Origin of the sequence: Rossellomorea vietnamensis, from assembly GCF_008180615.1 — a bacterium.
Classification (GTDB): Bacteria; Bacillota; Bacilli; order Bacillales; family Bacillaceae_B; genus Rossellomorea; species Rossellomorea vietnamensis_D.
Map to the genome: position 1 here is coordinate 23,369 of NZ_VTEH01000020.1, position 26,417 is coordinate 49,785.

At 43.9% G+C, this 26,417-nt stretch carries 22 protein-coding genes; 8 read left to right on the forward strand and 14 right to left on the reverse strand.

Features of this window, described 5'->3' with window-relative positions; all coding sequences use genetic code 11:
* Positions 1-608: 608 nt before the first annotated feature.
* From FZC79_RS19540 to FZC79_RS19555, 4 genes are all read right to left on the reverse strand, one after another.
* Positions 609-818, reverse strand: a complete 210-nt coding sequence (locus FZC79_RS19540; protein ID WP_148948399.1) for a hypothetical protein — start codon at positions 816-818, stop codon at positions 609-611.
* A 411-nt stretch (positions 819-1,229) separates the two neighbouring features.
* Positions 1,230-1,667: a large conductance mechanosensitive channel protein MscL gene (gene mscL / locus FZC79_RS19545; protein ID WP_148948400.1), complete on the reverse strand. Its 438-nt coding sequence runs from the start codon at positions 1,665-1,667 to the stop codon at positions 1,230-1,232.
* A gap of 61 nt (positions 1,668-1,728) precedes the next feature.
* Positions 1,729-2,286, reverse strand: a complete 558-nt coding sequence (locus tag FZC79_RS19550) for a hypothetical protein (RefSeq protein ID WP_148948401.1) — start codon at positions 2,284-2,286, stop codon at positions 1,729-1,731.
* Positions 2,286-3,164, reverse strand: a complete 879-nt coding sequence (locus FZC79_RS19555) for a hypothetical protein (RefSeq protein WP_148948402.1) — start codon at positions 3,162-3,164, stop codon at positions 2,286-2,288. Before FZC79_RS19555 ends, FZC79_RS19550 begins: the two co-directional genes overlap by 1 nt.
* A gap of 521 nt (positions 3,165-3,685) precedes the next feature.
* On the opposite strand from FZC79_RS19555, the gene FZC79_RS19560 reads away from it, so the two are divergent.
* Positions 3,686-4,303 carry a nitroreductase family protein gene (locus tag FZC79_RS19560; RefSeq protein WP_252183408.1) on the forward strand — a complete coding sequence of 206 codons (618 nt, stop codon included), beginning with the start codon at positions 3,686-3,688 and terminating at the stop codon, positions 4,301-4,303.
* Between the two features lie 889 nt (positions 4,304-5,192).
* On the opposite strand, the gene FZC79_RS19565 is transcribed toward FZC79_RS19560, so the two are convergent.
* The gene (locus FZC79_RS19565) at positions 5,193-6,842 is read right to left on the reverse strand and encodes a M20/M25/M40 family metallo-hydrolase (protein ID WP_148948404.1); all 1,650 of its coding nucleotides are present in this window, start codon (positions 6,840-6,842) and stop codon (positions 5,193-5,195) included.
* 176 nt (positions 6,843-7,018) lie between these two features.
* Between FZC79_RS19565 and FZC79_RS19570 the strand changes: the two genes are divergently transcribed.
* The 4 genes from FZC79_RS19570 (at position 7,019) to FZC79_RS19585 (ending at position 11,727) form a co-directional block, all read left to right on the forward strand.
* Positions 7,019-8,317, forward strand: coding sequence for an NCS2 family permease (locus FZC79_RS19570; RefSeq protein WP_148948405.1), 1,299 nt, complete (start codon positions 7,019-7,021; stop codon positions 8,315-8,317).
* A 1,274-nt stretch (positions 8,318-9,591) separates the two neighbouring features.
* A complete protein-coding gene (locus FZC79_RS19575; RefSeq protein ID WP_148948406.1) occupies positions 9,592-10,539 on the forward strand; it encodes an L-lactate dehydrogenase in 948 nt (315 codons plus the stop codon).
* Positions 10,540-10,632: 93 nt separating this feature from the next.
* Positions 10,633-11,055 (forward strand): transporter, encoded by a 423-nt coding sequence (locus FZC79_RS19580; protein WP_187442899.1) that lies wholly within the window; start codon positions 10,633-10,635, stop codon positions 11,053-11,055.
* 9 nt (positions 11,056-11,064) lie between these two features.
* On the forward strand, positions 11,065-11,727 hold the full coding sequence (locus tag FZC79_RS19585; protein WP_187442900.1) for an SIMPL domain-containing protein: 663 nt from the start codon (positions 11,065-11,067) through the stop codon (positions 11,725-11,727).
* 25 nt (positions 11,728-11,752) lie between these two features.
* Here FZC79_RS19585 and FZC79_RS19590 read toward each other — a convergent pair whose 3' ends face one another.
* Positions 11,753-12,598, reverse strand: a complete 846-nt coding sequence (locus FZC79_RS19590) for an alpha/beta fold hydrolase (protein ID WP_148948408.1) — start codon at positions 12,596-12,598, stop codon at positions 11,753-11,755.
* A 246-nt stretch (positions 12,599-12,844) separates the two neighbouring features.
* Between FZC79_RS19590 and FZC79_RS19595 the strand changes: the two genes are divergently transcribed.
* Complete coding sequence (locus FZC79_RS19595) at positions 12,845-13,462, forward strand: spore coat protein (RefSeq protein WP_148948445.1); 618 nt, start codon at positions 12,845-12,847, stop codon at positions 13,460-13,462.
* A 143-nt stretch (positions 13,463-13,605) separates the two neighbouring features.
* Here the strand turns inward: FZC79_RS19595 and proC are convergent, their stop codons facing one another.
* The 7 genes from proC to FZC79_RS19630 all read right to left on the reverse strand — a co-directional run bounded on the left by proC (position 13,606) and on the right by FZC79_RS19630 (position 23,056).
* Entirely contained in the window at positions 13,606-14,412 is an 807-nt protein-coding gene (gene proC, locus FZC79_RS19600; RefSeq protein ID WP_148948409.1) for a pyrroline-5-carboxylate reductase, read from the reverse strand.
* Between the two features lie 75 nt (positions 14,413-14,487).
* The gene (locus FZC79_RS19605; protein ID WP_148948410.1) at positions 14,488-15,504 is read right to left on the reverse strand and encodes a phosphotransferase enzyme family protein; all 1,017 of its coding nucleotides are present in this window, start codon (positions 15,502-15,504) and stop codon (positions 14,488-14,490) included.
* 218 nt (positions 15,505-15,722) lie between these two features.
* Entirely contained in the window at positions 15,723-16,889 is a 1,167-nt protein-coding gene (gene yhbH, locus FZC79_RS19610; RefSeq protein ID WP_148948411.1) for a sporulation protein YhbH, read from the reverse strand.
* Positions 16,890-18,103: 1,214 nt separating this feature from the next.
* Positions 18,104-19,999 carry a PrkA family serine protein kinase gene (locus tag FZC79_RS19615; RefSeq protein WP_148948412.1) on the reverse strand — a complete coding sequence of 632 codons (1,896 nt, stop codon included), beginning with the start codon at positions 19,997-19,999 and terminating at the stop codon, positions 18,104-18,106.
* Between the two features lie 364 nt (positions 20,000-20,363).
* Positions 20,364-21,113 (reverse strand): oxygen-insensitive NADPH nitroreductase, encoded by a 750-nt coding sequence (gene nfsA / locus FZC79_RS19620; RefSeq protein ID WP_148948413.1) that lies wholly within the window; start codon positions 21,111-21,113, stop codon positions 20,364-20,366.
* Between the two features lie 535 nt (positions 21,114-21,648).
* The gene (trmL, locus tag FZC79_RS19625; RefSeq protein WP_148948414.1) at positions 21,649-22,122 is read right to left on the reverse strand and encodes a tRNA (uridine(34)/cytosine(34)/5-carboxymethylaminomethyluridine(34)-2'-O)-methyltransferase TrmL; all 474 of its coding nucleotides are present in this window, start codon (positions 22,120-22,122) and stop codon (positions 21,649-21,651) included.
* Between the two features lie 67 nt (positions 22,123-22,189).
* Positions 22,190-23,056, reverse strand: a complete 867-nt coding sequence (locus FZC79_RS19630; RefSeq protein WP_148948415.1) for an amidase domain-containing protein — start codon at positions 23,054-23,056, stop codon at positions 22,190-22,192.
* A 383-nt stretch (positions 23,057-23,439) separates the two neighbouring features.
* On the opposite strand from FZC79_RS19630, the gene FZC79_RS19635 reads away from it, so the two are divergent.
* Positions 23,440-24,321 carry a glycerophosphodiester phosphodiesterase gene (locus FZC79_RS19635; protein ID WP_187442901.1) on the forward strand — a complete coding sequence of 294 codons (882 nt, stop codon included), beginning with the start codon at positions 23,440-23,442 and terminating at the stop codon, positions 24,319-24,321.
* Between the two features lie 207 nt (positions 24,322-24,528).
* Here FZC79_RS19635 and FZC79_RS19640 read toward each other — a convergent pair whose 3' ends face one another.
* The gene (locus FZC79_RS19640) at positions 24,529-24,813 is read right to left on the reverse strand and encodes a protein mistic (RefSeq protein WP_187442902.1); all 285 of its coding nucleotides are present in this window, start codon (positions 24,811-24,813) and stop codon (positions 24,529-24,531) included.
* Between the two features lie 188 nt (positions 24,814-25,001).
* Between FZC79_RS19640 and FZC79_RS19645 the strand changes: the two genes are divergently transcribed.
* Positions 25,002-26,393, forward strand: coding sequence for a sodium/glutamate symporter (locus FZC79_RS19645; protein ID WP_252183407.1), 1,392 nt, complete (start codon positions 25,002-25,004; stop codon positions 26,391-26,393).
* The last annotated feature ends 24 nt before the right edge of the window (positions 26,394-26,417 follow it).

A 26,417-nucleotide genomic window follows, 5' to 3' on the forward strand; every position in this document is an offset into this window, starting at 1 on the left:
GACACATGAGCTCCATTTTCGCCCTTTTGGTGCCCCTCGAAAACTCCACGAGGGACACCTGGACACTATTTTTCCACTTCAGGTGGCTCTCATGGCTTCCACGAAGGACACATGAGCTCCATTTTCGCCCTTTTGGTGCCCCTCGAAAACTCCACGAGGGACACCTGGACACTATTTTTCCACTTCAGGTGGCTCTCGTGGCTTCCACGAAGAACACCTGAGCTCCATTTTCGCCCTTTTGGTGCCCCTCGAAAACTCCATGAGGGACACCTGGACACTATTTTTCCACTTCAGGTGGCTCTCGTGGCTTCCACGAAGAACACATGAGCTCCATTTTTGCTCTTTTGGTGTCCCTCGAAACCCCCACGAGGGACACCTGGACACTGTTTTTCCACTTCAGGTGGCTCTCATGGCTTCCACGAAGGACACCTGAGCTCCATTTTCGCCCTTTTGGTGTCCCTCGAAAACTCCATGAAGAACACCTGGACACTGTTTTTCCACTTCAGGTGGCTCTCATGGCTTTCACGAAGGACACATGAGCTCCATTTTCACCCTTTTGGTGTCCCTCGAAAACTCCACGAGGGACACCTGGACACTGTTTTTCCACTTCAGGTGGCTCTCATGGCTTCCACGAAGAACACATGAGCTCCATTTTTGCTCTTTTGGTGTCCCTCGAAAACCCTATGAAGGACACCTGGACACTGTTTTTCCACTTCAGTGGCTCTCATGGCTTTCACGAAGGACACATGAGCTCCATTTTCGCCCTTTTGGTGTCCCTCGAAAACTCCATGAAGAACACCTGGACACTGTTTTTCCACTTCAGGTGGCTCTCATGGCTTTCACGAAGAACACATGAGTGCTTTTTTCACCCTTTTGGTGTCCCTCGAAACCCCCACGAGGGACACCTGCGGACACTGTTTTTCCACTTCAGGTGGCTCTCATGGCTTCCACGAAGAACACCTGAGCTCCATTTTCGCCCTTTTGGTGTCCCTCGAAATCTCCATGAGGGACACCTGGACACTGTTTTTCCACTTCAGGTGGCTCTCATGGCTTTCACGAAGGACACCTGAGCTCCATTTTTGCTCTTTTGGTGTCCCTCGAAAGCCCCACGAGGGACACCTGGACACTGCTTTTTCCCCTGATATCTTTCAGAACTCGTTCGCCCATCTCCTCCCCTTTCAACACCGGTCATTGAGCCCCAAAAAATATGAGACTGACGCATCCAGCCATCAGTCTCTTTTCTTGAATCGTATGGATGTCCTTCTGCCTTTGACCGCCGGAAGATCATCATCTTTTTCATCTTGCATTCTCTTTAAAATTTCCCGGATTTCGGCCAGGACTTCCAATTGAGTTGCTGCCTTGATTTCATAGGAATCGCCTTTTCCACGCAGTCGGTTGAAGATTTTTATCATGAGGAAGATCGACGCCGCCACGAGGAAGAAGTCGACCAGGGCCTGAATGAAAGCTCCATAGTAGATGACTTCAGCCTTGATTCTGTAGCTCATCCCTGCAAAATTGACGCCGCCAAAAAGTATTCCAATGACCGGCATCATCATATCTTTGACCAAGGATTCCACGATTTTGCTGAAGGCTGCTCCGATCATGACAGCCACAGCCAAGTCAAATACATTTCCTCTTGAGATGAACTCCTTGAATTCTTTATACATGATGTCCTCCAAGCCCGTTACAATTTTTCACCTTGTAACACTCTATGCGGCAGAACGCTTCTTAAGAAGCAAGATCTTGTGGAGGAACAATCCCTTTGAAGGAATTCACTTTGACAATATAAACAATCTCAACTATCATTCCGACAATAAGTGCTGCAAACAAGAATACGGACACGATATCGTTGAAAATCAAAATTAATGGAAGCGCCATAATCAAAATTAGATTGAATATAAGATAAAAGGTTTTAAATCCAGAGACAGACCCCTGCAGTTCATCCTCATCCTGTACCGTCTCCTGCAGAGCTGACAGCAGGTTCATATGAAAGAAAAGAGACAGGATGGACACGATTCCTCCTATGATTACATACCAAGTGACATCCTGCCCCGTTTCATTCAAATTAATAGTAGTAAACCCAAAAATCTCAGTTATAGACAATAGTCCAAGTATAACTGCGGCACCCTTTGCATATGACACCCACTTTGAATAGGGCAGTTCATTCAATCCTTTATATAAAAGAATATAGCCAATTCCATCATGGACAAGATCCAAGGTGACAATCCTTATATCGATCAGCACAAAAAGCAGACCCCAGACAAGCAATTTGACTCCCCGTTCCATTACTGACCACCCTCTTCCCTGATTTTTTTAAGTTCTTTTATCTGTTTGGAAGTTAAATAGGGTTGTTCGGTAATCCGGATCAAGCTCTGCTCTATCTCTTCATCTCCAGTTTGGAAAACTCCTCTGACGTCTGCTTCTATTGCGTGGATATTGTTTTTATACATAAGGGATTTATCAACCACCGCATTTACTTTTATCTTCTCACCTCTTGCTGCTTTGATTGGAAGAGCGATGTCTGCTGCGCTCTGTTTTTCATTAGAGCTTAACAATTGTTCATGATTGCCGGGTGAATAATTTCTTCTCATCTTTTCCACATCCAGTTTCAAAACAGGTTCTACCATTTCCGGAAACGGAAGAGCGATTTCTGTTAACTCTCCATCTCTCTTTACGTCTCCAACCGTATAGGATTCCCCTGTATTGCTGCTGCCGCTTGTAGAAAAATGAACGACAAGGTCTTCTGGGTTTGAATCTTTCATGGGACTCAGCTTGATTGATCCGATATCCCCTTGAATTGCTGTCCCGTTTGAAAAATGAAAAATCAATTCATCCAGAATCACTTCCTCCTGCAGACCATCAATACTGATGATCGCTTCGTGCTGTTTGTATATCCCTTCTCTACCGGTGATAGAATCATGCTCAACGAAAATCATTTGACCAGGAAGTGCTTCTGACTCTACGCTTACCAACTGAAAATGATCATCTTGGTTGGTAATATAGTACAGAGGTATATAATCAATCTTTGATTGTAAGTACTCTTTTTCATAATAATGGGTTAAAAGCAGCGGCTCTTTCAGCTCGGATAATTTTAAATATGTAATAATGCCGCAAAACAAGAGTCCATAGGCCAGCATAATAATCATCAATGTCTTTATTTTCATCTCTTTTCCCCCTTCCATTTATTTTATCAAAAGCTCAATGCCCACAGACCATTTCACACGAAAAAACCGGGGAAGCAGTAAAATGATTTCCCGGTTCGATAAAAATTCAGCCCGACTAAGAGTCTTTTTAAAGATCATACTGTGGTCAAATGATAAACTTAATGACGATTACGACTAAAAGTAAAAAGGCGAGCGCAAACATGGTAATGATCAGAATTTTTTCTTCTTTATTTCCCTGCAACAAAATCACCCTTTCTGCTCTAAGTATTAGTGATTTTTCCTGTTTCGTTTCAGAGCCCGGACAGCAAATTGCTGCTATATGACTCGTATCTTTTTTATCTTTAGTAAATACTACTGTGTAAGCACTGATTATGAAAAAAATGTGCAGCTATGTACTTCTGTATACCAGATCCTTGACGCGTAATGGCATCTTCTATAAGATGTCACTATTAAACCTTACATAGAGTAAGAGAATCTCTAAAAGATACCATATTTATTTTCTATAAACAATTCAGGGGGTTATCATCTTGGAAAACATCTTTGATGCAATGAAAGAAAGACGTTCCACTAAAAGTTATGATCCAACCAAAGAGATAGCAACAGATGAACTTGTAGAAATACTTCAATTAGCGGGCAGAGCTCCGTCAGCCTGGAACTTGCAGCAATGGCATTTTCTAACTTTCCACAATAAAGAAGCTCAGGAAAAGCTGCTGCCAATCGCATACAATCAACAGCAAATTGTCGACGCTTCAGCTGTCATTGCGGTTCTTGGTGATCTGGAAGCAAATAAAAATGCCGATCCCGTTCTGGATCCTTCCATCGAAAAAGGCGAAATGACACAAGAGTTAAAAGATATTCTTGTACGGCAAATCGAAGGTGCTTATTCACGGGAGCTTTATCCCCGGGACGCCGCATTCAGCAACGCCTCTCTGGCGGCAATGCAATTAATGCTGGCTGCCAAAGGAAAAGGCTGGGATACCTGTCCAATCGGCGGATTCAACCCGCAGAAACTGATGGAAGAGTTTGATGTTTCAGACCGGTATGTACCTATCATGCTGATCACCATAGGAAAACCCATTCAGGAAGCACGAAAGACGGACAGGCTTGATATCAAAAGCCTTATCACGTGGGCAAAGTAAATTCAAATGTATTAAAAGGAGCTGATGTTTAGTAACAGGTTCTGTTTTGAAGTACAAACTTCTAATTAGACAAAGAAATGGTTGAGTTATTCGCACCCCCAAAATGTCTATTGATCTCCACTCCAGCTGCGTGACTCCCCGGGGCGTGCGGTGAGCCTCCTCGGCTTCGCCTGCGGGGTCTCACCTGTCACGCTAGTCCCGCAGGAGGTCACGCACCTTCCGTTCCATCAAATCTTTGCTAGCTTTATATAATTTACTACCTTCATTCGTATTAATACTGGGATGAAAATGTAAAGGAAATAGTGCCACAAATTTTTAATTTTGTTCTCGCAAACAGAACTCGTTAGATGTCTAGCTTCTTTTTTGTGTTTGTTTGTTTATTACCCCTGTTAACTATATTTATGTGTTTTGAAAGCAATATCATGAGGGAATCTTGGGAATGCCGGCGAATTTTTGTTTTGCTGGACTCTTCTTAATAGCCAGTAGTAATGAGGCTGGTAGTGGTTTCTTCATCCTTGCTGGCTGTTAACTGCGCAGGGCTTGTTCTCATTGGTCCGTATTCACCGGGTTGCTGGCCGCTAACTGTGCAGGGGCTTCTCCTTATTGGGCCGCATCCACTCTTTGCGGGCCGCTAACTGCGCAGGGGCTTCTCCTTATTGGGCCGCATCCATCCATTGCGGACCTTTATCTGCACAACCTCTTCTTCTCAATGGACCGCATTCAACCGTAGCGGACCACTATTTGCACAATCTCTTCTCCTCATTGGGCCGCATCCACTCATTGCGGACCAATCTCTGTACAATCTCTTATTATTAGCCCGAATTGAGGGTGTTTATGTCTTCTCGACAGCAATAATGGCTGACAGCCTAAGCCGCCAGCCACTCTTCAATTACTCTATTTTTAAAAGCTCTTTAGTCACTCCCCGGATGATTTCAGGGAGAGTTGAAAAGGTGTATGGTTTATAGACTCTCTCTGTCCATTGGTGGCCGTCTTTTCCGTACACACCTATGTTGATGGATGGGATATTGAGCTCACGGATGCGGTCAATCGGCACAGGGTAAAGTGATTCGATCATCGGCATGTTGTCTTTGAAGGCTTCGATTTCTTCATCACTTTCATGCAGCGAAAGGAAGCTTCCGTCCGCCAGATAGGGGAAAAATCGTTTGATTTCGAATTCCTCTCCCGTTTCTTCGGCGGTTTTTTCTAAGCATGCCTTCAATACTGAATTCACTTTTTTTCCGTATTCATTTTCGTTGTTTAAGTAGTTATGCGGCAGAAACGGAGGTGCGAAAAAAATGATGACCCTGGGTGTTTTGTCAGGATCCAGCTTCTGCAGCGCCTCTACAATGGCGAAGGCAATCTCACGGTTATCTTCGCCCTTCATTTCACTCAGTGTATCATTCATCACCTTTTCAGGATTCAATCCTTTTTTGCTCAGGTCTTCTACTAAATCTTCGAAGGCGGTTACCTCAACTTTCCATGAAACCTCCCTTTCCGGAAAGTCATGCAGGGTGCGGTATTTTTCATAGGTTTCCTTTGAAGAGGCTTCTAATTCCATGACCGAGTCTTTGGCAATGTTCAAAAGCTCCTCCAGCACCTCTTTAGATGTCTTTTCATACACAAAATAGTTGAAATACATCCGGGTTTCCAGGGGAGTCTGTACATTATAGACGTTCTTCTTATCTTTAAGGTACAGACAGGACGGCGGGAGGACAAATTCTCCCTCTATGTCTTCAAGCAGGTCAATGTTCTGATTGACCCTGAGATTGATATGAGATGCAATCCTGGTCGGATCAATGGATGTCAGGATATCGCCGACATGTGCTTCACGACCGGCTATATAAAAACAAGGCAGCAGCTTTCCGGCAGCACCTGTGTATATATATCGTTTACAATCACCATCATAGACAGGAGATATAAAGTCATTGTTGATGGCAGCGAGAAATTGAGTTCCTTCCATCTTTAAACGGTACAATTCATCAATGGCCGTAATCATACCAGCGTGTTCACTTTCTTCATCAGGATTAAACAGGAAAAGAAGGCTTCCTTCCAATTCTTCAGATATACTTGAAAAATACAGAAGATTCGCCAGGTGTACAGCTATTCCGCTCTGCATATCAAGCGAGCCCCGGCCGAACATCCACTTGCCTGACTGAGCATCATTCTTTACCTTCTCATCCCCTTCATACCTGGAGAAAAACGTTTCCAGAAATTCAGGGTCGTGTGCAGCTGGTTTAAGGATTCCGTAATCATCTGTCCCTACAGTGTCCAGATGTGCATGGAAAAGCAGGGTTCGTTCCGATTTTCCACTTATTTTCGCAAAAACGTTGAAACGTCCGTGCTCGTCACCTGGAACGGGCTGGGTCCAGAGGTGCCCCGGATTCTGTTGAAAATAAGGAAACGTTGCAATAATATCCTTGATCTGCTCAGCTTTTCTTCTTTCTCCATCGGTGTTATTATAGCTTTCCTGATCGATTAGAGCTTTCGTTAAAAATTCAATCTGATCATAGACAGATTTTCCTTGAATTTCACTATACACTTCTGAACACCCTTTCATTTCTGTGTTTTAACTATCTTACCGAAGTCACCTTCCATTTGGAAGTAAATGCGGTTAAAAAATTGTATAGATTTTAAGAATCCTCTTGAAAAAACACCTGTTAACGAATAATATAGAATTTGTGTTTAAAAATTGTTCGTCTTTTTGGAGGTCTCTTTATGTTTAAATTAAAAGAACATAATACAAGTGTCAGAACTGAAATCATCGCAGGTATAACAACCTTTTTAACAATGGTATACATCGTGATTGTCAACCCGGTTATCCTGGCAGATGCAGGGGTCCCTTTTGACCAGGTATTCACAGCCACGATCATCTCGGCTATTGTCGGTACATTATGGATGGCTCTGTTCGCCAACTATCCGATCGCGATTGCTCCCGGAATGGGCTTGAACGCTTACTTCACTTATTCAGTAGTAGGTGCCAATGAAAATATCTCTTATGAAACAGCTTTTGCAGCCGTATTTGTTGCCGGGATTATCTTTGTGATTTTGTCCCTGACACCTTTTAGAAAAAAATTGATTGAAGCAATTCCCGAAAACCTAAAGCACGGAATCACCGCTGGTATCGGGTTATTCATCGCTTTTATAGGCTTGCGCCTGACCGGGATCATTACTTCTCATCCAGAAAACCTGGTAGCCCTGGGTGACCTTCATTCTTCTTCAGTAGTGCTGGCGTTGGTCGGCCTGGCTGTCACGTTGGTTCTGATGGTCCGCAATATTCACGGTGCCCTGTTCCTTGGCATGATCGTTACTGGAATCATCGCATTCTTCACAGGTGATTTAAAGTTTGAAGGAATCGCTTCTCTTCCTTCCCTTCCTGAAGGATTGATTGTGGGAAATCCTTTGACCGCATTTGCCGATGTTTTTCAACACAGCTTGTATGCAGTCGTTTTCTCTTTCCTTCTTGTAACAATTTTTGATACTACTGGAACAATGATCGGTGTTGCCGAGCAGGCAGGATTGATGAAAGGCAAATCAATGCCTCGTGCTAGAGCGGCCCTTTTGGCTGATTCTGCTGGAACAACGATCGGAGCTATGTTTGGTACAAGCCCGACGACAGCCTATATTGAATCTTCAGCGGGTGTTGCTGCAGGAGGACGAACAGGGCTGACATCTTTAACCGTTTCCGTTCTGTTTGTAGCTGCAGCATTCTTTGGTCCTTTGGTGAGTGCGGTTTCAGGCATTTCGGCTATCACAGCTCCTGCCCTGATCATCGTCGGCAGCCTGATGATGGGAAGCATCTCTCATATTAAATGGGGAGAGCTGGACGAAGCATTCCCTGCCTTTTTAATTATCCTCAGCATGCCGCTGACTTCCAGTATCGCAACAGGCATCGCCCTTGGATTTATTTCTTACCCGCTGTTAAAAGTGGTGAAAGGACAATGGAAACAAGTTCATCCGCTTGTATACCTGTTCGCCGTCCTGTTTATGTATCAATTAGCATTCCTGCCTCACTAATATAGCACCCGAAGCCTGAACTCCGTAAGTAGAGTTCAGGCTTTTTTTATTTGGGGATATATTAGAGGTGGTTTTTCCTAGTTACTCTACCCATGCAGACTCTTTGGAGACATGTTTTTGGGAGGTCTGGCTCGTTCATGTACTCACGTCCGCACTTTGGAGACATGTTCTTTGAATTTCGCCTCCGTTCATGTACCCAAGACGGCCCTTTGGGGACATGTTCTTTGGAGTTCGACCTCGTTCATGTACCCAAGACGGCTCTTTGGGGACATGTTCTTTAGAGTACGCCCCCGTTCATGTACCCAAGACGGCTCTTTGGAGGCATGTTCTCTAGAGGATGCACTCGTTCATGTACCCAAGACGGCCCTTTGGGGACATGTTCTTTAGAGTACGCCCCCGTTCATGTACCCAAGACGGCCCTTTGGAGACATGTTCTTTGGAGTTCGACCCCGTTCATGTACCCAAGACGGCTCTTTGGGGACATGTTCTCTGGAGTTTGACCCCGTTCATGTACCCAAGACGGCTCTTTGGAGACATGTTCTTTGTATTACGATCTCGTTCATGTACCCAAGGCGGCTCTTTGGGGACATGTTCTTTGGAGTTCGACCTCGTTCATGTATCCAAGGCGGCCCTTTGGGGACATGTTCTTTGTATTTTGATCTCGTTAAGGGAAGTGATTACCCTTATCCAAAGAAATAGCGCCTATTTCCAGTGTTTAAATCAATAAGGAAAAAATTTCTTCCACTATTTAAACTCTTTCCGATGCTACTTAGAAAATAAGGGAACTTTTTACCGCTATTTTTAGTTGAGAGCTCATTTTGCTCGTGAATAAGGGAAGTTTTTCCCCTTATTTAAAGATAAATCACTTTTTTTCAGTGGTTTAAGTTAAATAAGGGAACTTTCTTCCTCTATTTAAGCTTTTTCCGATGATATTTAGAGAATAAGGGAACTTTTTACCGTTATTTTTAGATGAAAGCTCATTTTGCTCGTGAATGGGGAAGCACCTAATTCCAATTCTTTTACATTTACCCAAGACATCTCTTCGCGGACCTGTCCACCGGATGCAGCACTCGTTCATGTCTTCTCTCAGCAGGACAAACCTAACGATTTACACTTATGCAGGAGTCAAACTTGGGAAAAACTTTAAAGTCACTAAATTTTCTCGTGATTTTTCAAATAGCTTATGGTATATTTAACTTGTGAAATAATTCACAAACAAATATTATACAAACACAAACAACATAAACAAAAAAACTTAAACAAGGGTGATTACATTGGCAAATTTCAAAAGTAAAGTTGCTTTAATTGGAACTGGATTCGTTGGATCAAGTTATGCCTTTGCATTATTGAATCAAGGGGCCGCCCGTGAGCTTGTACTAATTGACTTGAATAAAGAAAAAGCAGAAGGAGATGCACGCGATCTCAACCACGGCCTTCCCTTTTCTTCTCCATTAAAAATCTGGGCCGGTGATTACAGTGACTGCAGCGATGCCGACCTTGTTGTCATAACGGCTGGCGCCAATCAGGCACCTGGCGAAACCCGATTAGACCTTGTTGAAAAAAATATAAAGATTTTCAAAAGCATAGTTGGAGAAGTAATGAAGAGCGGATTCGACGGCATATTCCTGGTAGCAACCAATCCGGTTGACATATTGACCTATGCGACATGGAAGTTTTCCGGGCTGCCGAAGGAAAGGGTAATCGGATCTGGAACAATTCTTGACACTGCCCGCCTGCGTTATCTTCTCGGCGATCATTTTGACATTGATGCCCGAAACGTCCATGCCTATATCATGGGTGAACATGGAGATACTGAATTTCCTGTTTGGAGCCATGCAACCATCGGAGCGAGTCCTTTACGGGAGATGATTGATATGGATGCACCTCAAACCCAAAAGGAGCTGGAAGAGATTTTTGTCAATGTGCGTGACGCTGCCTATCACATTATTGAAAGAAAAGGTGCCACCTATTATGGAATTGCCATGGGGCTGGTGAGAATTACGAAAGCCATTTTCAATAACGAAAACAGTATCCTGACCGTTTCTGCTCTGTTGGAAGGAGAATATGGCATGGATGACCTTTATATCGGAGTACCGGCGATCATTAACCGTGACGGCATTAAAAAAGTGATCGAAATGCCTTTGAATGATAAGGAAAAGGAACAGTTTGACAACTCTGCCACTACCTTAAAAAATGTTATCCAGACAGCTTTTCAACAATAAAGATTAAATTCCGGGCGCCATTACAGCTCCTGGCACAGGCGAATACCCCTTTGCATATAGTGAAAGTGACTATATTTGAGAGGGGTATTTTCTATGTTTGATTATCGGCAAATGCAATTTCCCGGGTTTCCTCCCGGACAAGGCGGACCCGGATTTCCTTCTTTTCCTCCTGGCGGCCAAGGGCAGGGCTTTCCAGGATATCCTCCCGGTCAGCAAGGGATGGGCCAGGGGCAGCAGGCTCCGGCTGGACCTCCGCCTGCCTTTACACCAACACAGGCCACAGCACAGACACTCAGCACAGGAGGACAGGGACCAAGTGCTTTTGCAGTCGATCCCGGAGCCATCCGCGGATGCTTGTTCCGTTACACATACCTTTGGCTGACCAGCGGCCAGTCCTTCTGGTTCTACCCAACTTTCATCGGACGCCAGTCAATTTCCGGTTTTAGATGGACCGGTTTCAGATGGGTGTTCTATGGAACCGACCTGCGGAGAGTCCGTTCCTTCCAGTGCTTTTAGGTGATGGGCATGTATTATCAACAGCCATACAGGAATGTAACGGAAAAGAAGAGCAGCAGAACGGTGACCGTCACAGGCGAACAAACAATAGATGCCCGGCCTGATATGGCGGTTGCCCAGATTGGAGCAGTAACCAGTGATAAGGAATTAACAGAAGCACAAAGAATGAATACAGAGATAAGCTCGGCCATCTTAAATTCCTTCAAGCAGAACGGAATCGCTGAGAAGGATATTCAAACATCGACTTATCAAATCTATCCGCAGTATGATTATCAGGATGGAAAGCAGTTATTCAAAGGTTATGAAGTCAGGCAGGTTTTTTCAGTTAACATCAGAAACATTGAAAAAATTGGTGAAGTCATTGATGATGCTGTTCAAAGCGGGGCTAACATTATTGAAAGAGTCCAATTCGCTATTGCGGAACCTGGGATCTTTTATCAACAGGCATTAACGGAAGCTTATGCTGATGCGTTTGAAAAGGCGCAAGTCCTTGCAGCATCGTCAGGAATGACACTAAGCCCTGCCCCGCTGGAAATCAACGAAGATACCAGTATTCCAATGATTCCAGGACCCGGTAAAGCATTTGTGCTGGCTGCCGAAAGCACCGCCCCCGTACAGCCCGGGGAGATTGGAATCACTGCCCGGCTGACGGTGAAATATAAGTTGATGTAAAAACACCATTTTTGGTGTTTTTTTATTACATGCCCATTATCCACTCTCTCATTATACTTGCCACCTTCTCAGGCTCATCCCATTGAAGCATATGCCCTGATCCATTGATCCTCGTTACAGAAATATCACAAATTTCCTTTCTCATTTGGGCTACGCCTCTCTGCCTGGCTGATTCCAATTCTTCTGGTTTTTCAGCAAGAAGAAGTAAAACTGGTAACTGGATATGTCGATAAGCAGAATAAAAAGGTTCCTTAAAAAAGGCTTTTATAATAGCTAATATGGTAAATTCAGAAGCAACTAAAGAATATTTTCCATCATTCTTTATTATGGTCTTTAGGGATTCTTCTTTTAACTGGTTCCAGCTTGTTGTGTATAGCTGATACTCATTTATGACATCTTGCCATTGACTATATTCAGCTTTTTCAACGTACTCTTTCCATCCGTTATAACTGATATCGAACGTCATCTCCTCCTGAAAATGAGGATAAGTAATGGCACCGTCCAATAAAATCAACCCCTTAATCTTCCAGCCGAATTTCCGGGTGTAATGGAGTGCCACATCTGCTCCCCATGAATGCCCTGCCAGATAAAAAGGCCGGCCGATAACTTTTTCAAATACTTTGTCATACCATATTGCCATGCTGGAGAATAAGTAATCCTCTTCTTGGCCAAAAGGAGTACTCTTGCCGTGTCCAGGCTGATCAATCAAAATAAGATGAAATTCCTCTTTCAGCAGTTGTACTAGTTCAAAGAAGCTGAAAAGTGAACTTCCCGCCAAGCCATGGAGTAATATTACCGCCGGTTGTGATTCATCGCCGTAGACATAATAGCTAACCGTCTTTCCCTCTATCATCATTACCTTATTTCTCATAATTTTCTCTCCTGTTTTACTTCTAATCATTTTACGGCTAGTCCCGTTATTGTGCCTTTATAGTCATTACTGGCTGTTTAAAATGGGAGACACCCATAAATATTTCGCTAATCGCTTTGTCTTTTCCTCTAAAAAATTTACGGATAAACTCTCTGCATCTGAACAAAATAAAGAAGTCCCAATAGGACATATGAATTCAGGGAGGTCATCAATTTGCAGATAAACAATCAAGCACAGCAGCAGCCAATGTCTATGCCTATCCAGCCATCCCCTGCAGGACAGCCGCAAGCAAACCACGGCGGCCATGAAGTTTTCGATGCTCATGAAAATTTATCGACAATGGTGGATGTACTGGATCAGTATTTGATGTTTCAGCAATATATCACTGACCCTGAACTCAATACAATTCTTACACAGCAGCGCAGTTTTATTGAACAAACTTACAATTGCGCAGTTGAAGTCTTTTCAACAGGAAAGGACCCATCTCAGCCGACACAGCAATATAAAATGAACGAAAATAACACTGTCACTTATGGACTTACTCCTTCGCAGCCAAGAAAACCAGCGGAAAGTCTTCCAGAAATCAATGATTTGAAGATATCCGGCCAGATGCTTGGTTTGACCAAGTCAACAGCCTCTCTTCTGACGATGACGGCTTTAGAAGTGACCAACCCTGTTCTTCGCAGAGTATATGCTGACAGCGTGCCTAACTTCATTGAGATGAGCTATGAGATCTTTTTATACCAAAACAAGCATAAGTATTATCAGGTGCCGCGTCTTCAGCAGCAGGATATGCAGCAGATGCTTCAAGGATTTGCCCCTGCGACAGGAGCTCCTTTGACTCAAAATAATAAGCTTCAATAAGCAAAGAGGGATTTCCTGATAATAGGAAATCCCTCTTTTCATAAAGCTGTATTCGAATAAACTGTTGCTTTCTAAAAAAACGAAGGTCTGATTCCTCCACGAGGTTTTTCATTCAAAGCGAGAGAACCGCAAAGGTTAAAACATTAATCAATCAGATTGGCTGATTTTTTATAACAGCTTTCCATAGCCGACAGGACAGAAGCACGGAATCCTGTTTTTTCAAGAGTGCTGACGGCTTCGATCGTTGCACCTCCGGGAGAACAAACGGCATCTTTCAAAGCTCCTGGGTGGGTTTCAGTTTCGAGTACCATTTTCGCAGCACCGAGAACAGCCTGGGCAGCCATCTTATAGGCTTTTTCCCTTGAGATCCCCTGCTTGACCGCCCCATCAGCAAGAGCCTCGATGAACATGAACACGTAAGCCGGCGATGATCCGCTGACGGCAGGAACCGCATCCATTAAGTGCTCCTCCAGCACCTCTGCACGTCCGAAGCTTGAAAACAGCTCGACTACTTCTGCCAGTTCATCAGCTGTCACATTTTCATTTGGGCAAAGGGCGCTCATTCCTTCTCCTACCAAGGAAGGTGTATTTGGCATCGTCCGAACAATTTTCACTTCTTGGCCGAGCTGTTCTCCCAAGGAACGCAATGTGACACCAGCAGCAATCGTAATGACAATAGCCTTCTCTTTTAGAGCGCCTCTCACTTCTTCAATCACTGCCTTATATTGATCGGGTTTAACCGCAAGAAAAAGGTAGTCAGAGGATTGAGCGACGGCCACATTATCCTTTGTCGTTTTTATATGGAACTCCTTATTGATTTCGCTGATCGTTTTTTCTGTCAAAGCGCTTGCTGTAACACTTTCCGCAGATGCAATCCCTGAAGACAGCAGACCTCCTAAAATGGCCTTTGCCATATTCCCGCTACCTATGAAACCTATCTTTTTTTCCATCCTATTCACATCCTGTATCGTATAATTGCTTACTGTTACAGTATTATAACGGAAGTGCGTTTTCAAGGAATTACGCTATTTCACTTTATGGAGGATGCTCTCGTAATCGAGTTCCACTATCAATTCATTGTTCACCAGCCTTTTCTTTATGCCTGCAACAGCTCCTGCTTCTCTTTCTGATAAGCTGCTCATATCGAACTTTTTATGAAAAACAGTGTAAAGAACGATATCCCTGAGCCTCAAGAATAATGGTATCCGTTTAATCCATTCCTCATCAAGAGTATTTTCCTCGAAGTAGCCGGACAAAAAGCTTGTCAGAAATTCCCCGCCGAAGCGTGAACGTTCATCCAGTTCTTTTCCTGACATCTTAGCCCATACCGCATAAAAAAGCGGGATGGCGATATCACTCGCAAACCAGTGGTAGGAGCAGTCATCAAAATCAAAGACGTGGATCTCCCCTTCATGAAAAAAGAAGTTTCCAGAATGTATATCAGAATGAATCAGTCCATATTCCTCCCTGCCTGTCGAGAGGGAATGAAGTTTTTCAATTAATTCTTCTCCTTCTTTAATAATTGCTGTATCCTCTTCGGACAGGTAAGTACTCATATTCTTTAAAAGGTCATCTTCGTACCAGTGTTCCCGTTGCGCTTTCCCTTCAAAGAATCCCTTTGCCGCCTTGTTCATCTTTCCAACCGTTTTCCCCCACTCTTTGAAAAGCGCAGCTGAAAATAAGTCAGATTGGACCCCGACCGGTTCCCCAGGGGCTTTATCAAATAAGCAGACAAAGAAGAACGTATCACCCGCTGGTATTTCTTCTACCAGGTTTCCGTTTATAGAATGACTGACCAATGATACATTCACACCTTGTGCGTTAAGGTAATTCACCCATTTCAATTCCGCCTCCACTTCAGCCCTGCCTCTGTGGGAACTGTGTGTCAGCCTAAGGATATAGGGAATCCCCTCTCTATGTACTTCGTATACGTAATTCTCGAAATCTCCAAGCTTTTTTGCTTTTGTAATCTCTGCACCGTAAAAACCGGCTGCTTTCTTTAGAATTCCTTCATCAAAAAGGTCTTCAACCCAGTTTTCCATTTGTATACCCCCATTTCTAATATGTCTATACTATTCGGCACCCGGGGGCGGAATCCTCTGCAAGGCTTTAAAGTGCTAAGAGGGACTGTCCCCTTCTACGCTTTAAAGCGATAAGAGGGACTGTCCCTTTCAGCAGATTACAGCGTTAAAGCAGCTGATCGCCTTGTTCAGCACCGGCAGGCAGCTTAACAGAGAAAAAGACAGGTTTCCCTGTCTTTTCATGCGTACATTTTGTTTTCTTCCTGTTTAAAAAAGCTTTTCATAGCATGGAAGACGTCTGCCTTTTGTTTCAGTATAAAGTATCGGAATTGTTCATCCTTGATGTTCTTATATGCACTCATCAAGGTGGAATGTCGGTTGTACTGGTTGACCTCTCCGTAGCCGAACATATTCGAAACCTTCATCAGCTCTTCGACAAGCTTTACGCACCTGACATTATCGGATGTAAGATTATCGCCATCCGAGAAGTGGAACGGGTAGATGTTGTAACGAGAAGGCTGGTATTTCGTGTCAATAAGCTCCAATGCTTTTCGGTATGCAGATGAACAAATCGTTCCCCCGCTTTCTCCCCTTGAAAAGAAATGCTCTTCTGTTACCACTTTTGCTTCCGTATGATGGGCAATGAACTCGATCTCCACTGTCTCATACTTCGTGCGGAGGAAGCGGGTCATCCAGAAGAAGAAGCTCCTGGCCATATACTTTTCCCATACTCCCATTGATCCGCTCGTGTCCATCATGGCCAGCACGACGGCTTTTGACTCCGGCTTCAGCACTTCGTTCCATGTCCTGAATTGCAGATCTTCCTGATAAATCGGGTGAAAGCTTGGTTTTCCGCTTATAGCGTTTCTTTTGAATGCTGTCATCATCGTTTTCTTTTTATCAATATTGCCCATCAATCCAGTTTTACGGATATCATTGAATTCTATATTCTCCACCGTTTGGACGTCTTGTTCTTTTTTCTTCAAGTTGGGCAGTTCCAATTGGCTGAACAACGCCTCTTCGATTTCCATCATTGATACTTCCGCTTCATAGTAATCTTCTCCAGCCTGATCCCCTGCACCTTGGCCTTTACCAGGACCTTTTTGCTGTGAGCCGTCTCTAGCTACCACATCTCCAACCTGACTGTCTCCCTGTCCCTGGCCGACATGTTTATTCTTATCATGATTATAACGGATTTTGTACTCATCAAGTGAGCGGATCGGAATCTTTACTACGTCTTGGCCATTTGACATGATGATATTTTCTTCAGAGATTAAATCGGGGAGATTATTTCTTATCGCATCTTGAACTTTTTCCTGGTGTCTTTGTTGATCATCATAGCCTTTGCGGTGGAGGGACCAGTCTTCCTTCGAAATCACAAACTGATGTTTATCCATTTGACTCATTCTATTCCCCTCCTTATAAGATTTTTTCACAAAGATACAAAAAGTTGCATATACTGTCTTGAGTGCCAAAATTAGAAAAGCAACAGAGTTAAAAACTATTGCTGATTACTCTATACTATGCAGAACCGCCGATTAATTTACAAATAATTTCGACAATTGTACATTCACCTATAAAATGGACAAGCCTGCTTTTTCCGGGTAATCAGCTGTGTATAAATAAGTATTAAAGGGATTGGCTGCTTATGAGTAAAAACTTCAGAAAGTAAAAAATGGGCGCTGGGTCATCTGAACAATAAAGTATTCAGGGACCTTGGGCAGTTAGAACTCCTCTTGGTGACCTTCTTCACTCACACCCTCTGGCTTTGGGCACCTAGAACCCTTCTTGGTTACCTTCTTCATCAATACCTTGGCACTTTGGGCAGCTAGAACTCCTCTTGGTTACCTTTTTCATCAATACCCTGGCACTTTGGGCACCTAGAACCCTTCTTGGTTACCTTTTTCATCAATACTCTGGCACTTTGGGCAGCTAGACCCCTTCTTGGTTACCTTTTTCTCTCACACCCTCTGGCTTTGGGAAGCTAGAACTCTTCTTGGTTACCTTTTTCATCAATACCCTGGCACTTTGGGCAGCTAGAACTCTTCTTGGTTACCTCTTTCATCAATACCCTGGCACTTTGGGCACCTAGAACCCTTCTTGGTTACCTCTTTCATCAATACCTTGGCACTTTGGGCAGCTAGAACCCTTCTTGGTTACCTTTTTCATCAAAACTCTGACGCTTTGGGCAGCTAGGACCCTTCTTGGTTACCTTTTTCACTAAAACCATGGCACTTTGGGCACCTAGAACTCTTCTTGGTTACCTTTTTCATCAATACTCTGGCACTTTGGGCACCTAGAACCCTTCTTGGTTACCTTTTTCATCAATACCCTGGCACTTTGGGCAGCTAGAACCCTTCTTGGTTACCTCTTTCATCAAAACTCTGACACTTTGGGCAGCTAGAACCCTTCTTGATTACCTTTTTCACTCACACCCTCTGGCTTTGGGCAGCTAGCCCACTTCTTGATGACCTTTTTCTCCAAACCCCTCTCGCTATGGGCAGCTAGAACCCTCATGATGATCCTCTTTATTAAACTCCTCTCTCAAATTTCCCCACATCACAGCCTCCATAATAAACAGAAAGCCGGCAGCCCCAAATAAAGGCTGCCAGCTCTGAATTTAACGGTTCAATAAGCTTCCAACATATTTCAATAGATCATTGGCTGATGTGGAATTATAGCCATGCTCATCTATCAACCGTGCAACGACTTCATTAACCTTCTTAAGCTGCTGCTCATCCGGTGTTTTGGAAGATGTCGTGATTTTTACGACGTCTTTCAGGTCGGCAAACAGCTTCTTTTGGATTGCTTCCCTCAAGCGGTCATGAGAGTTATAGTCAAACCTTTTACCTTTACGGGCATATGCGGAGATACGAATGAGAATTTCTTCACGGAATGCTTTCTTCGCATTTTCAGAAATGCCGATTTGCTCTTCAATGGAGCGCATCAACTTTTCATCCGGATTGATTTCCTCTCCAGTCAATGGATCGCGCAGCTTCGCTTTATTACAGTAGGCTTCTACATTATCAAGATAATTGTCCATAAGTGTTTTCGCGGATTCCTCATAAGAGTAAACGAATGCCTTTTGGACTTCTTTCTTGGCAATATCGTCATATTCTTTTCGGGCAACAGAAATGAAGTTAAGATACTTCTCTCTCAATTCCTGTGTAATGGAAGGATGCTGATCCAGTCCTTCTTTCAGGGATCGAAGAACATCCAGTGCGTTAATGGACGACATATCTTTCCTGATGATGGTGGACGAAATCCTATTGATGACATAGCGGGGATCGATTCCGCTCATTCCTTCATCCTGATACTCTTTTTTCATTTCTTCCAGATCTGCAGAATTGAAGCCTTCCACATTTTCTCCATCATATAATCTCATCTTTTTAATCAGATCGATGTCCCCGCGCTTCGGTTCTTTCAATCTTGTTAGAATCGTAAACATCGCAGCTACCCTAAGTGTATGCGGGGCAATGTGGAAATCCGCCACATCGCTTTCCCGGATCATTTTGTCATAGATTCTTTCTTCCTGGGTGACTTTCAAATTGTATGGAACCGGCATGACGATAATCCTGGAGTGCAGGGCCTCATTCTTTTTGTTGGAAATGAATGATCTGTACTCGGTCTCATTCGTATGAGCCACTACCAACTCATCTGCAGAAATGAGCGCAAACCTTCCTGCTTTAAAATTGCCTTCCTGTGTCAATGACAGCAAGTGCCACAGAAACTTCTCATCACACTTCAGCATCTCCTGGAATTCCATTAGTCCGCGGTTTGCTTTATTCAGCTCGCCATCGAATCGATAGGCACGCGGATCGGATTCCGATCCATATTCGGCAATGGTGGAAAAATCGATGCTGCCTGTCAGGTCGGCAATGTCCTGTGACTTAGGATCTGACGGGCTGAACGTACCGACACCGACCCTCTTGTCCTCAGAGAAGAAGATTCTTTCCACGAGAACATCTTCCATTCTTCCACTGTATTCTTTTTCAACTCTCATCGTATTTAACGGTGATAGATTGCCTTCGATTCTAATGCCATATTCTTCATAAAAGTCAGCCCGTAAATGCTGCGGGATCAAATGCAGCGGATCTTCATGCATCGGGCAGCCTTTAATCGCGTAAACTGCACCGTTGTCTGTCCGCGAATACGCCTCGATTCCCCTTTTCAGCATTGACACTAATGTTGATTTCCCCCCGCTGACCGGCCCCATCAGCAGAAGAATTCTCTTCCGGACATCCAGGCGTTTCGCAGCTGGATGGAAATACTCTTCCACCAGACGCTCTAAAGCCTCTTCCAGTCCAAACAGCTGACCACTGAAAAATTTATATTTCCTAACACCATTAACTTCTTCTACCCCTGCATCTTTAATCATATTGAACACACGTGAATGTGCTGACTGAGCTACAATTGGTCTTTCCTTGATAATGTTCAGGTAATCAGCAAATGTGCCTTCCCATTTTAACTTTTCTTCTTCTACACGATAGCCTTCAATCTTTTTTAAAATATCCATAAAGGACCTCCCCTGTCACTTGTTGAGAGCGATTATTATACTCTATGCCCGCCAAGAGACAATCATGCTAATTATAGAAAAATGGGACTCGTGTTTGAAATGTTGTCATAATATAGAAGAAAAATATCAGGCTTAACATTCACATCAGCAGGGAAATAGGCTATACTAAGAGAAGGATTGACTTCGAAACAATTATTGAGGAGGATTACATAGATATGGGTACAATTATAATCTTAGGCGTTACTGCCGCATTCCTTTCAGCGATCTTTACAGCCGGCTACAATAACAAGCCTGGCACAAACAAAGACTGATTAAAAACCCCCTGCCGTCACTCGGCAAGGGGTTTTTTCAGATTACAAGATACTTACTTCAAATCAAATTTCTTCTTCTCAACAAACTCTTTCATATACATACGCTTCTTACCTGAAAGCATTCTCGCCATCTGCGCTGACCATGTATCAACTCTCTGTCCATTCGTCCGTTCATGATAATAGCTGGCCACCGTTTCATCATACTCTTCCAGTTCTTTTGCCACAGTTTCCTTGTCAGAACGATACGTATTTTCATGATACACATGAGACAGCGGCCTTCTTGGCTTAAGATCGTTGTCTTCATCAGGAACACCCACTGCCAGACCGAATAAAGGAATGACTCTCTCAGGAATATCAAGGACTTCAGAGACAGCCCCAAGGTCATTTCGGATTCCGCCGATGTAGCAAATCCCTAATCCCATTGATTCAGCAGCAACACTTGCATTTTGTGCAGCAAGAGCAGCATCAATCAGCGCCACCATAAACTTCTCTGTACTTTCGAGTGAATGGGCTACATTCGCTTCTTCTTTTTCACCAATTACCTCATGACGGTAAAGATCGGCACAGAACACAAAGAAATGGCCGTTCTTTTCTACATAGCTCTGATTGCCGGCAATGGCGGCAAGTTCAGCTTTCTTACCAGGATCCGTCACACCAATGATGGTATACGCCTGGATCATGCTGGAAGTAGAGGCTGCCTGAGCGCTTCTTATCAGGGTTTCCACCTGCTCCCTTGTCAGTTTTTCATCCTTGAACTTTCGGACAGACTTATGAGATAAAATTGTTTCGATAGTTGTATTCATTTCGACCTCCATGACATCTTTTATATCCTCTATGTTAAGCTTCTCCTTTTTTCTATACAAGTAAAAGAGCGCAAGCGTCCTGACCAATCCAGAGAGGTAAATTTTCTCAAGAGAAAAAGAAAGCGCACTTTCCTTATATTCTCCAAGGGTGAATTGATCCTGAGGGGCTAAGTCCGTTCTAGTGGGTATGGACCCTCGGGCGCTGGATTCAGAGACGCTGGCTATATCCAGTTCCCAGGACCAATGCTTTCTTATTTTTATAAAAAGGCTCTATAATTAAATTTTAATTAATTGGTGTTTTAGAATGATATTTTATCTTCATCCCCCTTTACGTAGGAGGATTGAAGCGGAAGGCGTACGATCTCCTGCGGGACTAGCGGGACAGGTGAGACCCCGCAGGCGCAGCCGAGGAGGCTCACCGCCCGCCCCGCGGAGTCGTATGCCTGAAGTGGAAATCCATTTTGTTTAAGAAGTCACAATTTTTGCGAAAACAGCCTATAAAAAAGAACCGGAAAACCGGTCCTTGTAAAAAATCCTATTTTAAATGGAGATAATCCTGCTGGCGCAGCGCTTCATATATTAGAATCGCAGCGGTATTGGAAAGATTCAGGGAACGGACGTTATCATTCATCGGAATTCTCAGGCAGCGGTCCTTGTTGTTCTCGATGATGTCATCGGGCAGCCCGGTCGTTTCTCTTCCAAAGATGAAGAAGTAATCCTTATCCTTGCCGGTATAATCATAGCCGGAGTGAATATTCGTGCCGTATTTTGTAAGATAGAAGAACTCTCCGCCCGCATTCTTTTCAAAAAATTCCTCAATGGAATCATAATAAACAATCTCTACAAACTGCCAATAATCAAGACCTGCTCTCTTCAGCATCTTATCATCTGTTGAAAAGCCCAATGGCCTGATCAAATGCAGGGTCGTGTCTGTCGCTGCACAAGTTCGCGCAATATTGCCTGTGTTAGCCGGAATCTCTGGTTGATATAGTACTACATGTATACCCACTATTCGTCACCTCGTTAATAAACTCTATGTGACATTATACCACTGTTTTTTTTCTGAGAACAACACTCTAGGCATTATCCTCAATTGTGAAGAATTTGTATTTGATGTTGGGCGTGTAGGCAGTCGAGTCCTCATAGTTCCAGTACCGGAGCCTGCTGTTCGTCGTATGGGCGTTGACAAGCGGCATCCCAAAGGCGTCCTTGGACGTCACAATGGTGTTGTGATTGTACCTGCCGTCTCCCTCGAAGTCATAACAGATAACATCCCCAAGCTTGAGCTCATCCGGACTGCTCACTTCCCTGGCTTTCAATCCTGCATTGGAAGAGGGCAGATACATTCGAAGGGCATGAGCTACTGACCAGCTGAAACTCCAATTGTTATTTCTCATCCACCACCCCTTGCCTCGGCTCGGGTAGCCCCTCATGGGTGCGTTGCCGGCATGAAGGCACTGGGAAATAAAATTGGTGCAGTCGACTTCAAATTTTTTATAAGCAGGATTATAACTATTCCACCACTTCTCTGCATATTGAACGGCCTTCAACCGGTCGTATTGATACGACAACCGGTCACTCTCCTCCTCTTCCTGTTCGCGCAGGTTAATAGTGGGTGTCACCTGCTGGCTGTAATTAACCGGCAGCTCATCGTCACTCACCAGCTCTTCTCCATAAAAAAAAGCCTCTCTCGCCTCTATTTCTTCTTCAATATGAAGGAAGCCTTTTTGTTTGATGAGATATTTCAGGTGAACCGTATAATCCACACGGCTTCCATTTTCAACCTCAGCAATCGTTTCAACTTTTCCTATTCCTTCAACCTTCACAATCTCGCCTTGCCTGTCTCTTAATAACTCATTCTTTCTCTGAATCTTTTCAAAACCGTCGCCATCAACAAACTTTAAAATTCTTTCCTCCAGCACTGTCTTCAGTTGCTTTCTCATTTCCCCGCCTCCCTCTCTAGATATTTCTATGACAAAAGGAAGGCAGACAAAACTAATAATGGGGGAAAGCTTTTTAAAAGGTGGCTTTCGCAAAGATTGTGTTGTTTTAAGAGGATAGGATTTCCGCTCCAATCCTTCTAAGTAAAAGATGGTGGTGGATAAAATAGCATCCAAAAGCAGCAATCCTCTAGAAAAGAGCCTTTTAACATGATTGGATTGAGCCGGGCTCATATCCCGCTTTTTGAACCCCACTCAAAAATAGGTGTCACACATTGAAATTGTAAGAAAAAATGGGTATCACCCCCTGACCATCCGTCCCAATTTTGCATATTTTAGTTATATAGGGTTTGAAAATAAGGGAAGGAGGAAGCGTTATCAAAATATTGCTCTCATTGTTTCTCAGTTTCTCTTTGTTCTGTTTTCTTAACGGAATGGCCCAGTTTTCAGCCGCTGAGAAAACCGGAAGGACATTGATTGTTGCCCACAGGGGTGCTTCGGCTTTAGCGCCTGAAAATACTCTTTCTGCCTTTGATGCTGCTGTCAGTCTTGGAGCAGATTATATAGAAGTGGATGTTCAAATGACGAAGGATGGCAAGCTGGTTGCCATGCATGATGTGACTGTGGATCGTACAACGAACGGAACAGGGAGAGTGAAAAATCTTACCTTTTCTGAATTAGCCTCCCTGGATGCGGGCAGCTGGTTCGGCCCATGGTTCAAGGGAGAAAGAGTCCCCTCGCTTGAAAGCATACTTGACCGGTATAACGGCAGGACTGGTATTCTGATTGAACTTAAACATCCTTCCATTTATCCTGATATGGAAGAAGAGTTGGCGAAAATTTTATCAAACCGGCTATCCTCAAGTGAACCCCCTCCTAATTTAATCGTACAGTCTTTTGATAAGCAATCCATTCAGGAATTTCATAGATTGCTCCCAACTGTGCCTACTGGCCTAATTGTAGCGGCATCAGAGTACTCTTCTGAGGAAGACATGCTGGCGGTTGATGGCTTTCTCTCTTTCATTACCCCTCAATCTACGTTGGTTGATGCAGGCTTCATGAAGCAGGCAAAAGAACGAAACCTGAATGTCTTTTCCTGGACGGTTTCAGATCCAGGGACCGCTCGGACACTGCGCAATCTCAATGTAAATGGCATCATCACCAACTATCCGGTCAAGGAATACCACTACTCCAATGAAGTACACCAGAGGGTTTCCTTTCTCATTAGTGCTATTACCTTTATCGTTATGCTTATTCTAAAAAGATGACCCAGTTTTTTCATACCACCGCTTTAGCATCTAAGTGAGCATGTGCTGTAAGAGTCAATGTTCACTCTTCATGCAAATTTCCCCTAAATTTAAATCAGGAGCGTTATACCTGGTACAAATACACCCGCTTGAGCCGGGTGTTCAGTGCTCTGCGCCTTCCACATTTACGCAATAAGATTACACCATTTGGCTGAGGCAGCCAGCAATCTATTCCTCGCCAGCATCCTCAGTCTCTTTCCCTTCAGTCTCTACGTCATCAAGAGGCAGCCACTCAAGCAGTTCAGCGATCACTTTGTTCACTTTCCCATTCACCTCTTCGCCTCCGTACTTGATGATGGCTTTACTTAACAATCCTTCATTTGCTTCTGTCAACTGCAGCAGGGGCTTGTCTTCCACCGATTCATTATACAGCTCGATAAAGGCGTCAAGCCCTTCTGACAATTGGTCGATGGCCTGGCTGAGCTGATTCCTTTCCTTATCATCCACTTTCACTTGTATCCGCTCCTTCAATAGATTTCTTTTAGTATGTCCAGGTAAGAAGGAAATTTTTTATTGTTTTGAATTTGACTCAGGTGGAATGAAGTATAAAAGGATTGGCTTTTCTGAGTGTACATAGATGATTTTCAGCCATTCAATGCTTACATACTTACATGGACATAATCTTAAGGAGGCATACATTAGTGGATACACCTTCATTCATCCTCGCTCTAGTCGCTCTCAGTGCGCTTTTACTCATAAGCAAGTGGATAAGAATTTTAACTCCTTTATTCCAAAGATACTTTATACCAACTTCCATCATAGCCGGACTGCTGGGTTTGGCAGCAGGCCCTCAGGTGCTTGGTAAAATAGTTCCTGGTGAAACTTTTGATTCCGGTCTTTTTACAGAAGGCATCATGGAAACATTCGGACTCATGCCGGAAATCTTGATTACGATTATTTTTGCTGCCTTATTCCTGGGCAAATCCCTTCCAGGGCCAAAGTCAATATGGAAGCAGGCGGGACCTCAGTTATCGTACGGACTGACAGTCGGTTGGGGGCAATATGTCATTGGGCTGTTGCTGGCTTTGTTTGTTTTATCTACATTCTTTGATCTGCCCCCCGCAGCTGGAGCTCTGATTGAAATCAGCTTTCAGGGAGGACCGGGAACTGCAGCTGGTTTATCCAGTACATTTGAATCCCTGGACTTTGAAGACGGTGCCGATCTTGCCTTGGGGCTCGCGACAATAGGAATTCTGTCGGCAGTCATTGCCGGTATGATCATAGTTAACTGGGGAATTCGAAACAATAAGACGAAGCAGGCTGAGAAACCCTCCGAGCTTTCTCAATCGGAAAAGAAAGGCATCTTTACAGAGGAGGGGGTATCCGCCGGAAACTTGACCACACGGCAGCAATCGATCGAATCACTCACCATCCATGTTGCTCATATCGGTGCAGCAATCGGTATCGGATTGCTTGTGCAATGGGTCTTTGTGGAACTCGAAAAACTCACTTGGGGTGCAATGTTCGATGTGTATATTTTTGAATATGTCCCCCTCTTTCCGCTGGCTATGGCAGGCGGTGTTGTGGTGCAGCTTTTATCCAAGAGACTTTTTAAATTTACCATCATAAATAGAGAACTTATAAAACGCATTCAGGGACTGTCACTGGATTTGCTAATCACGGCATCCGTGGCGTCCTTGTCCCTTACAGTCATAGGCAACAACCTTCTGCCATTCCTGATTCTTGCTGCGGCGGGGATTCTCTGGAATGTCCTTTCTTTACTGTTTTTAGCACCAAGAATGATGCCTGATCATTGGTTTGAACGTGGAATTGTTGATTTTGGACAATCAATGGGAATGACTCCCACAGGGCTGCTTCTTCTGCAAATCGTTGATCCTGAAAGAAAGACACCAGCCTTTGACAGCTTCGGTTACAAACAGTTACTATTCGAGCCAGTGATGGGCGGCGGATTATTTACAGCTGCTTCCCTGCCTTTAATCGTGCAGTTTGGAGCAGTACCGATGCTCATTCTTACATCCGTCTTATTTGTCGTATGGCTTCTGATCGGACTGCTTCACTTTGGTAGAAAATAATAACCTCTATGGAAGAATATCTCA

Bases quoted from the DNA above. Each gene is read 5' to 3' on its own strand.
- mscL (WP_148948400.1), bottom strand. From the start codon at position 1,667: ATGTATAAAGAATTCAAGGAGTTCATCTCAAGAGGAAATGTATTTGAC.
- FZC79_RS19550 (WP_148948401.1), bottom strand. From the start codon at position 2,286: ATGGAACGGGGAGTCAAATTGCTTGTCTGGGGTCTGCTTTTTGTGCTG.
- FZC79_RS19555 (WP_148948402.1), bottom strand. From the start codon at position 3,164: ATGAAAATAAAGACATTGATGATTATTATGCTGGCCTATGGACTCTTG.
- FZC79_RS19570 (WP_148948405.1), top strand. From the start codon at position 7,019: ATGTTTAAATTAAAAGAACATAATACAAGTGTCAGAACTGAAATCATC.
- FZC79_RS19580 (WP_187442899.1), top strand. From the start codon at position 10,633: ATGTTTGATTATCGGCAAATGCAATTTCCCGGGTTTCCTCCCGGACAA.
- FZC79_RS19585 (WP_187442900.1), top strand. From the start codon at position 11,065: ATGTATTATCAACAGCCATACAGGAATGTAACGGAAAAGAAGAGCAGC.
- FZC79_RS19590 (WP_148948408.1), bottom strand. From the start codon at position 12,598: ATGAGAAATAAGGTAATGATGATAGAGGGAAAGACGGTTAGCTATTAT.
- FZC79_RS19595 (WP_148948445.1), top strand. From the start codon at position 12,845: ATGTCTATGCCTATCCAGCCATCCCCTGCAGGACAGCCGCAAGCAAAC.
- proC (WP_148948409.1), bottom strand. From the start codon at position 14,412: ATGGAAAAAAAGATAGGTTTCATAGGTAGCGGGAATATGGCAAAGGCC.
- FZC79_RS19605 (WP_148948410.1), bottom strand. From the start codon at position 15,504: ATGGAAAACTGGGTTGAAGACCTTTTTGATGAAGGAATTCTAAAGAAA.
- yhbH (WP_148948411.1), bottom strand. From the start codon at position 16,889: ATGAGTCAAATGGATAAACATCAGTTTGTGATTTCGAAGGAAGACTGG.
- FZC79_RS19615 (WP_148948412.1), bottom strand. From the start codon at position 19,999: ATGGATATTTTAAAAAAGATTGAAGGCTATCGTGTAGAAGAAGAAAAG.
- nfsA (WP_148948413.1), bottom strand. From the start codon at position 21,113: ATGAATACAACTATCGAAACAATTTTATCTCATAAGTCTGTCCGAAAG.
- FZC79_RS19630 (WP_148948415.1), bottom strand. From the start codon at position 23,056: ATGAGAAAGCAACTGAAGACAGTGCTGGAGGAAAGAATTTTAAAGTTT.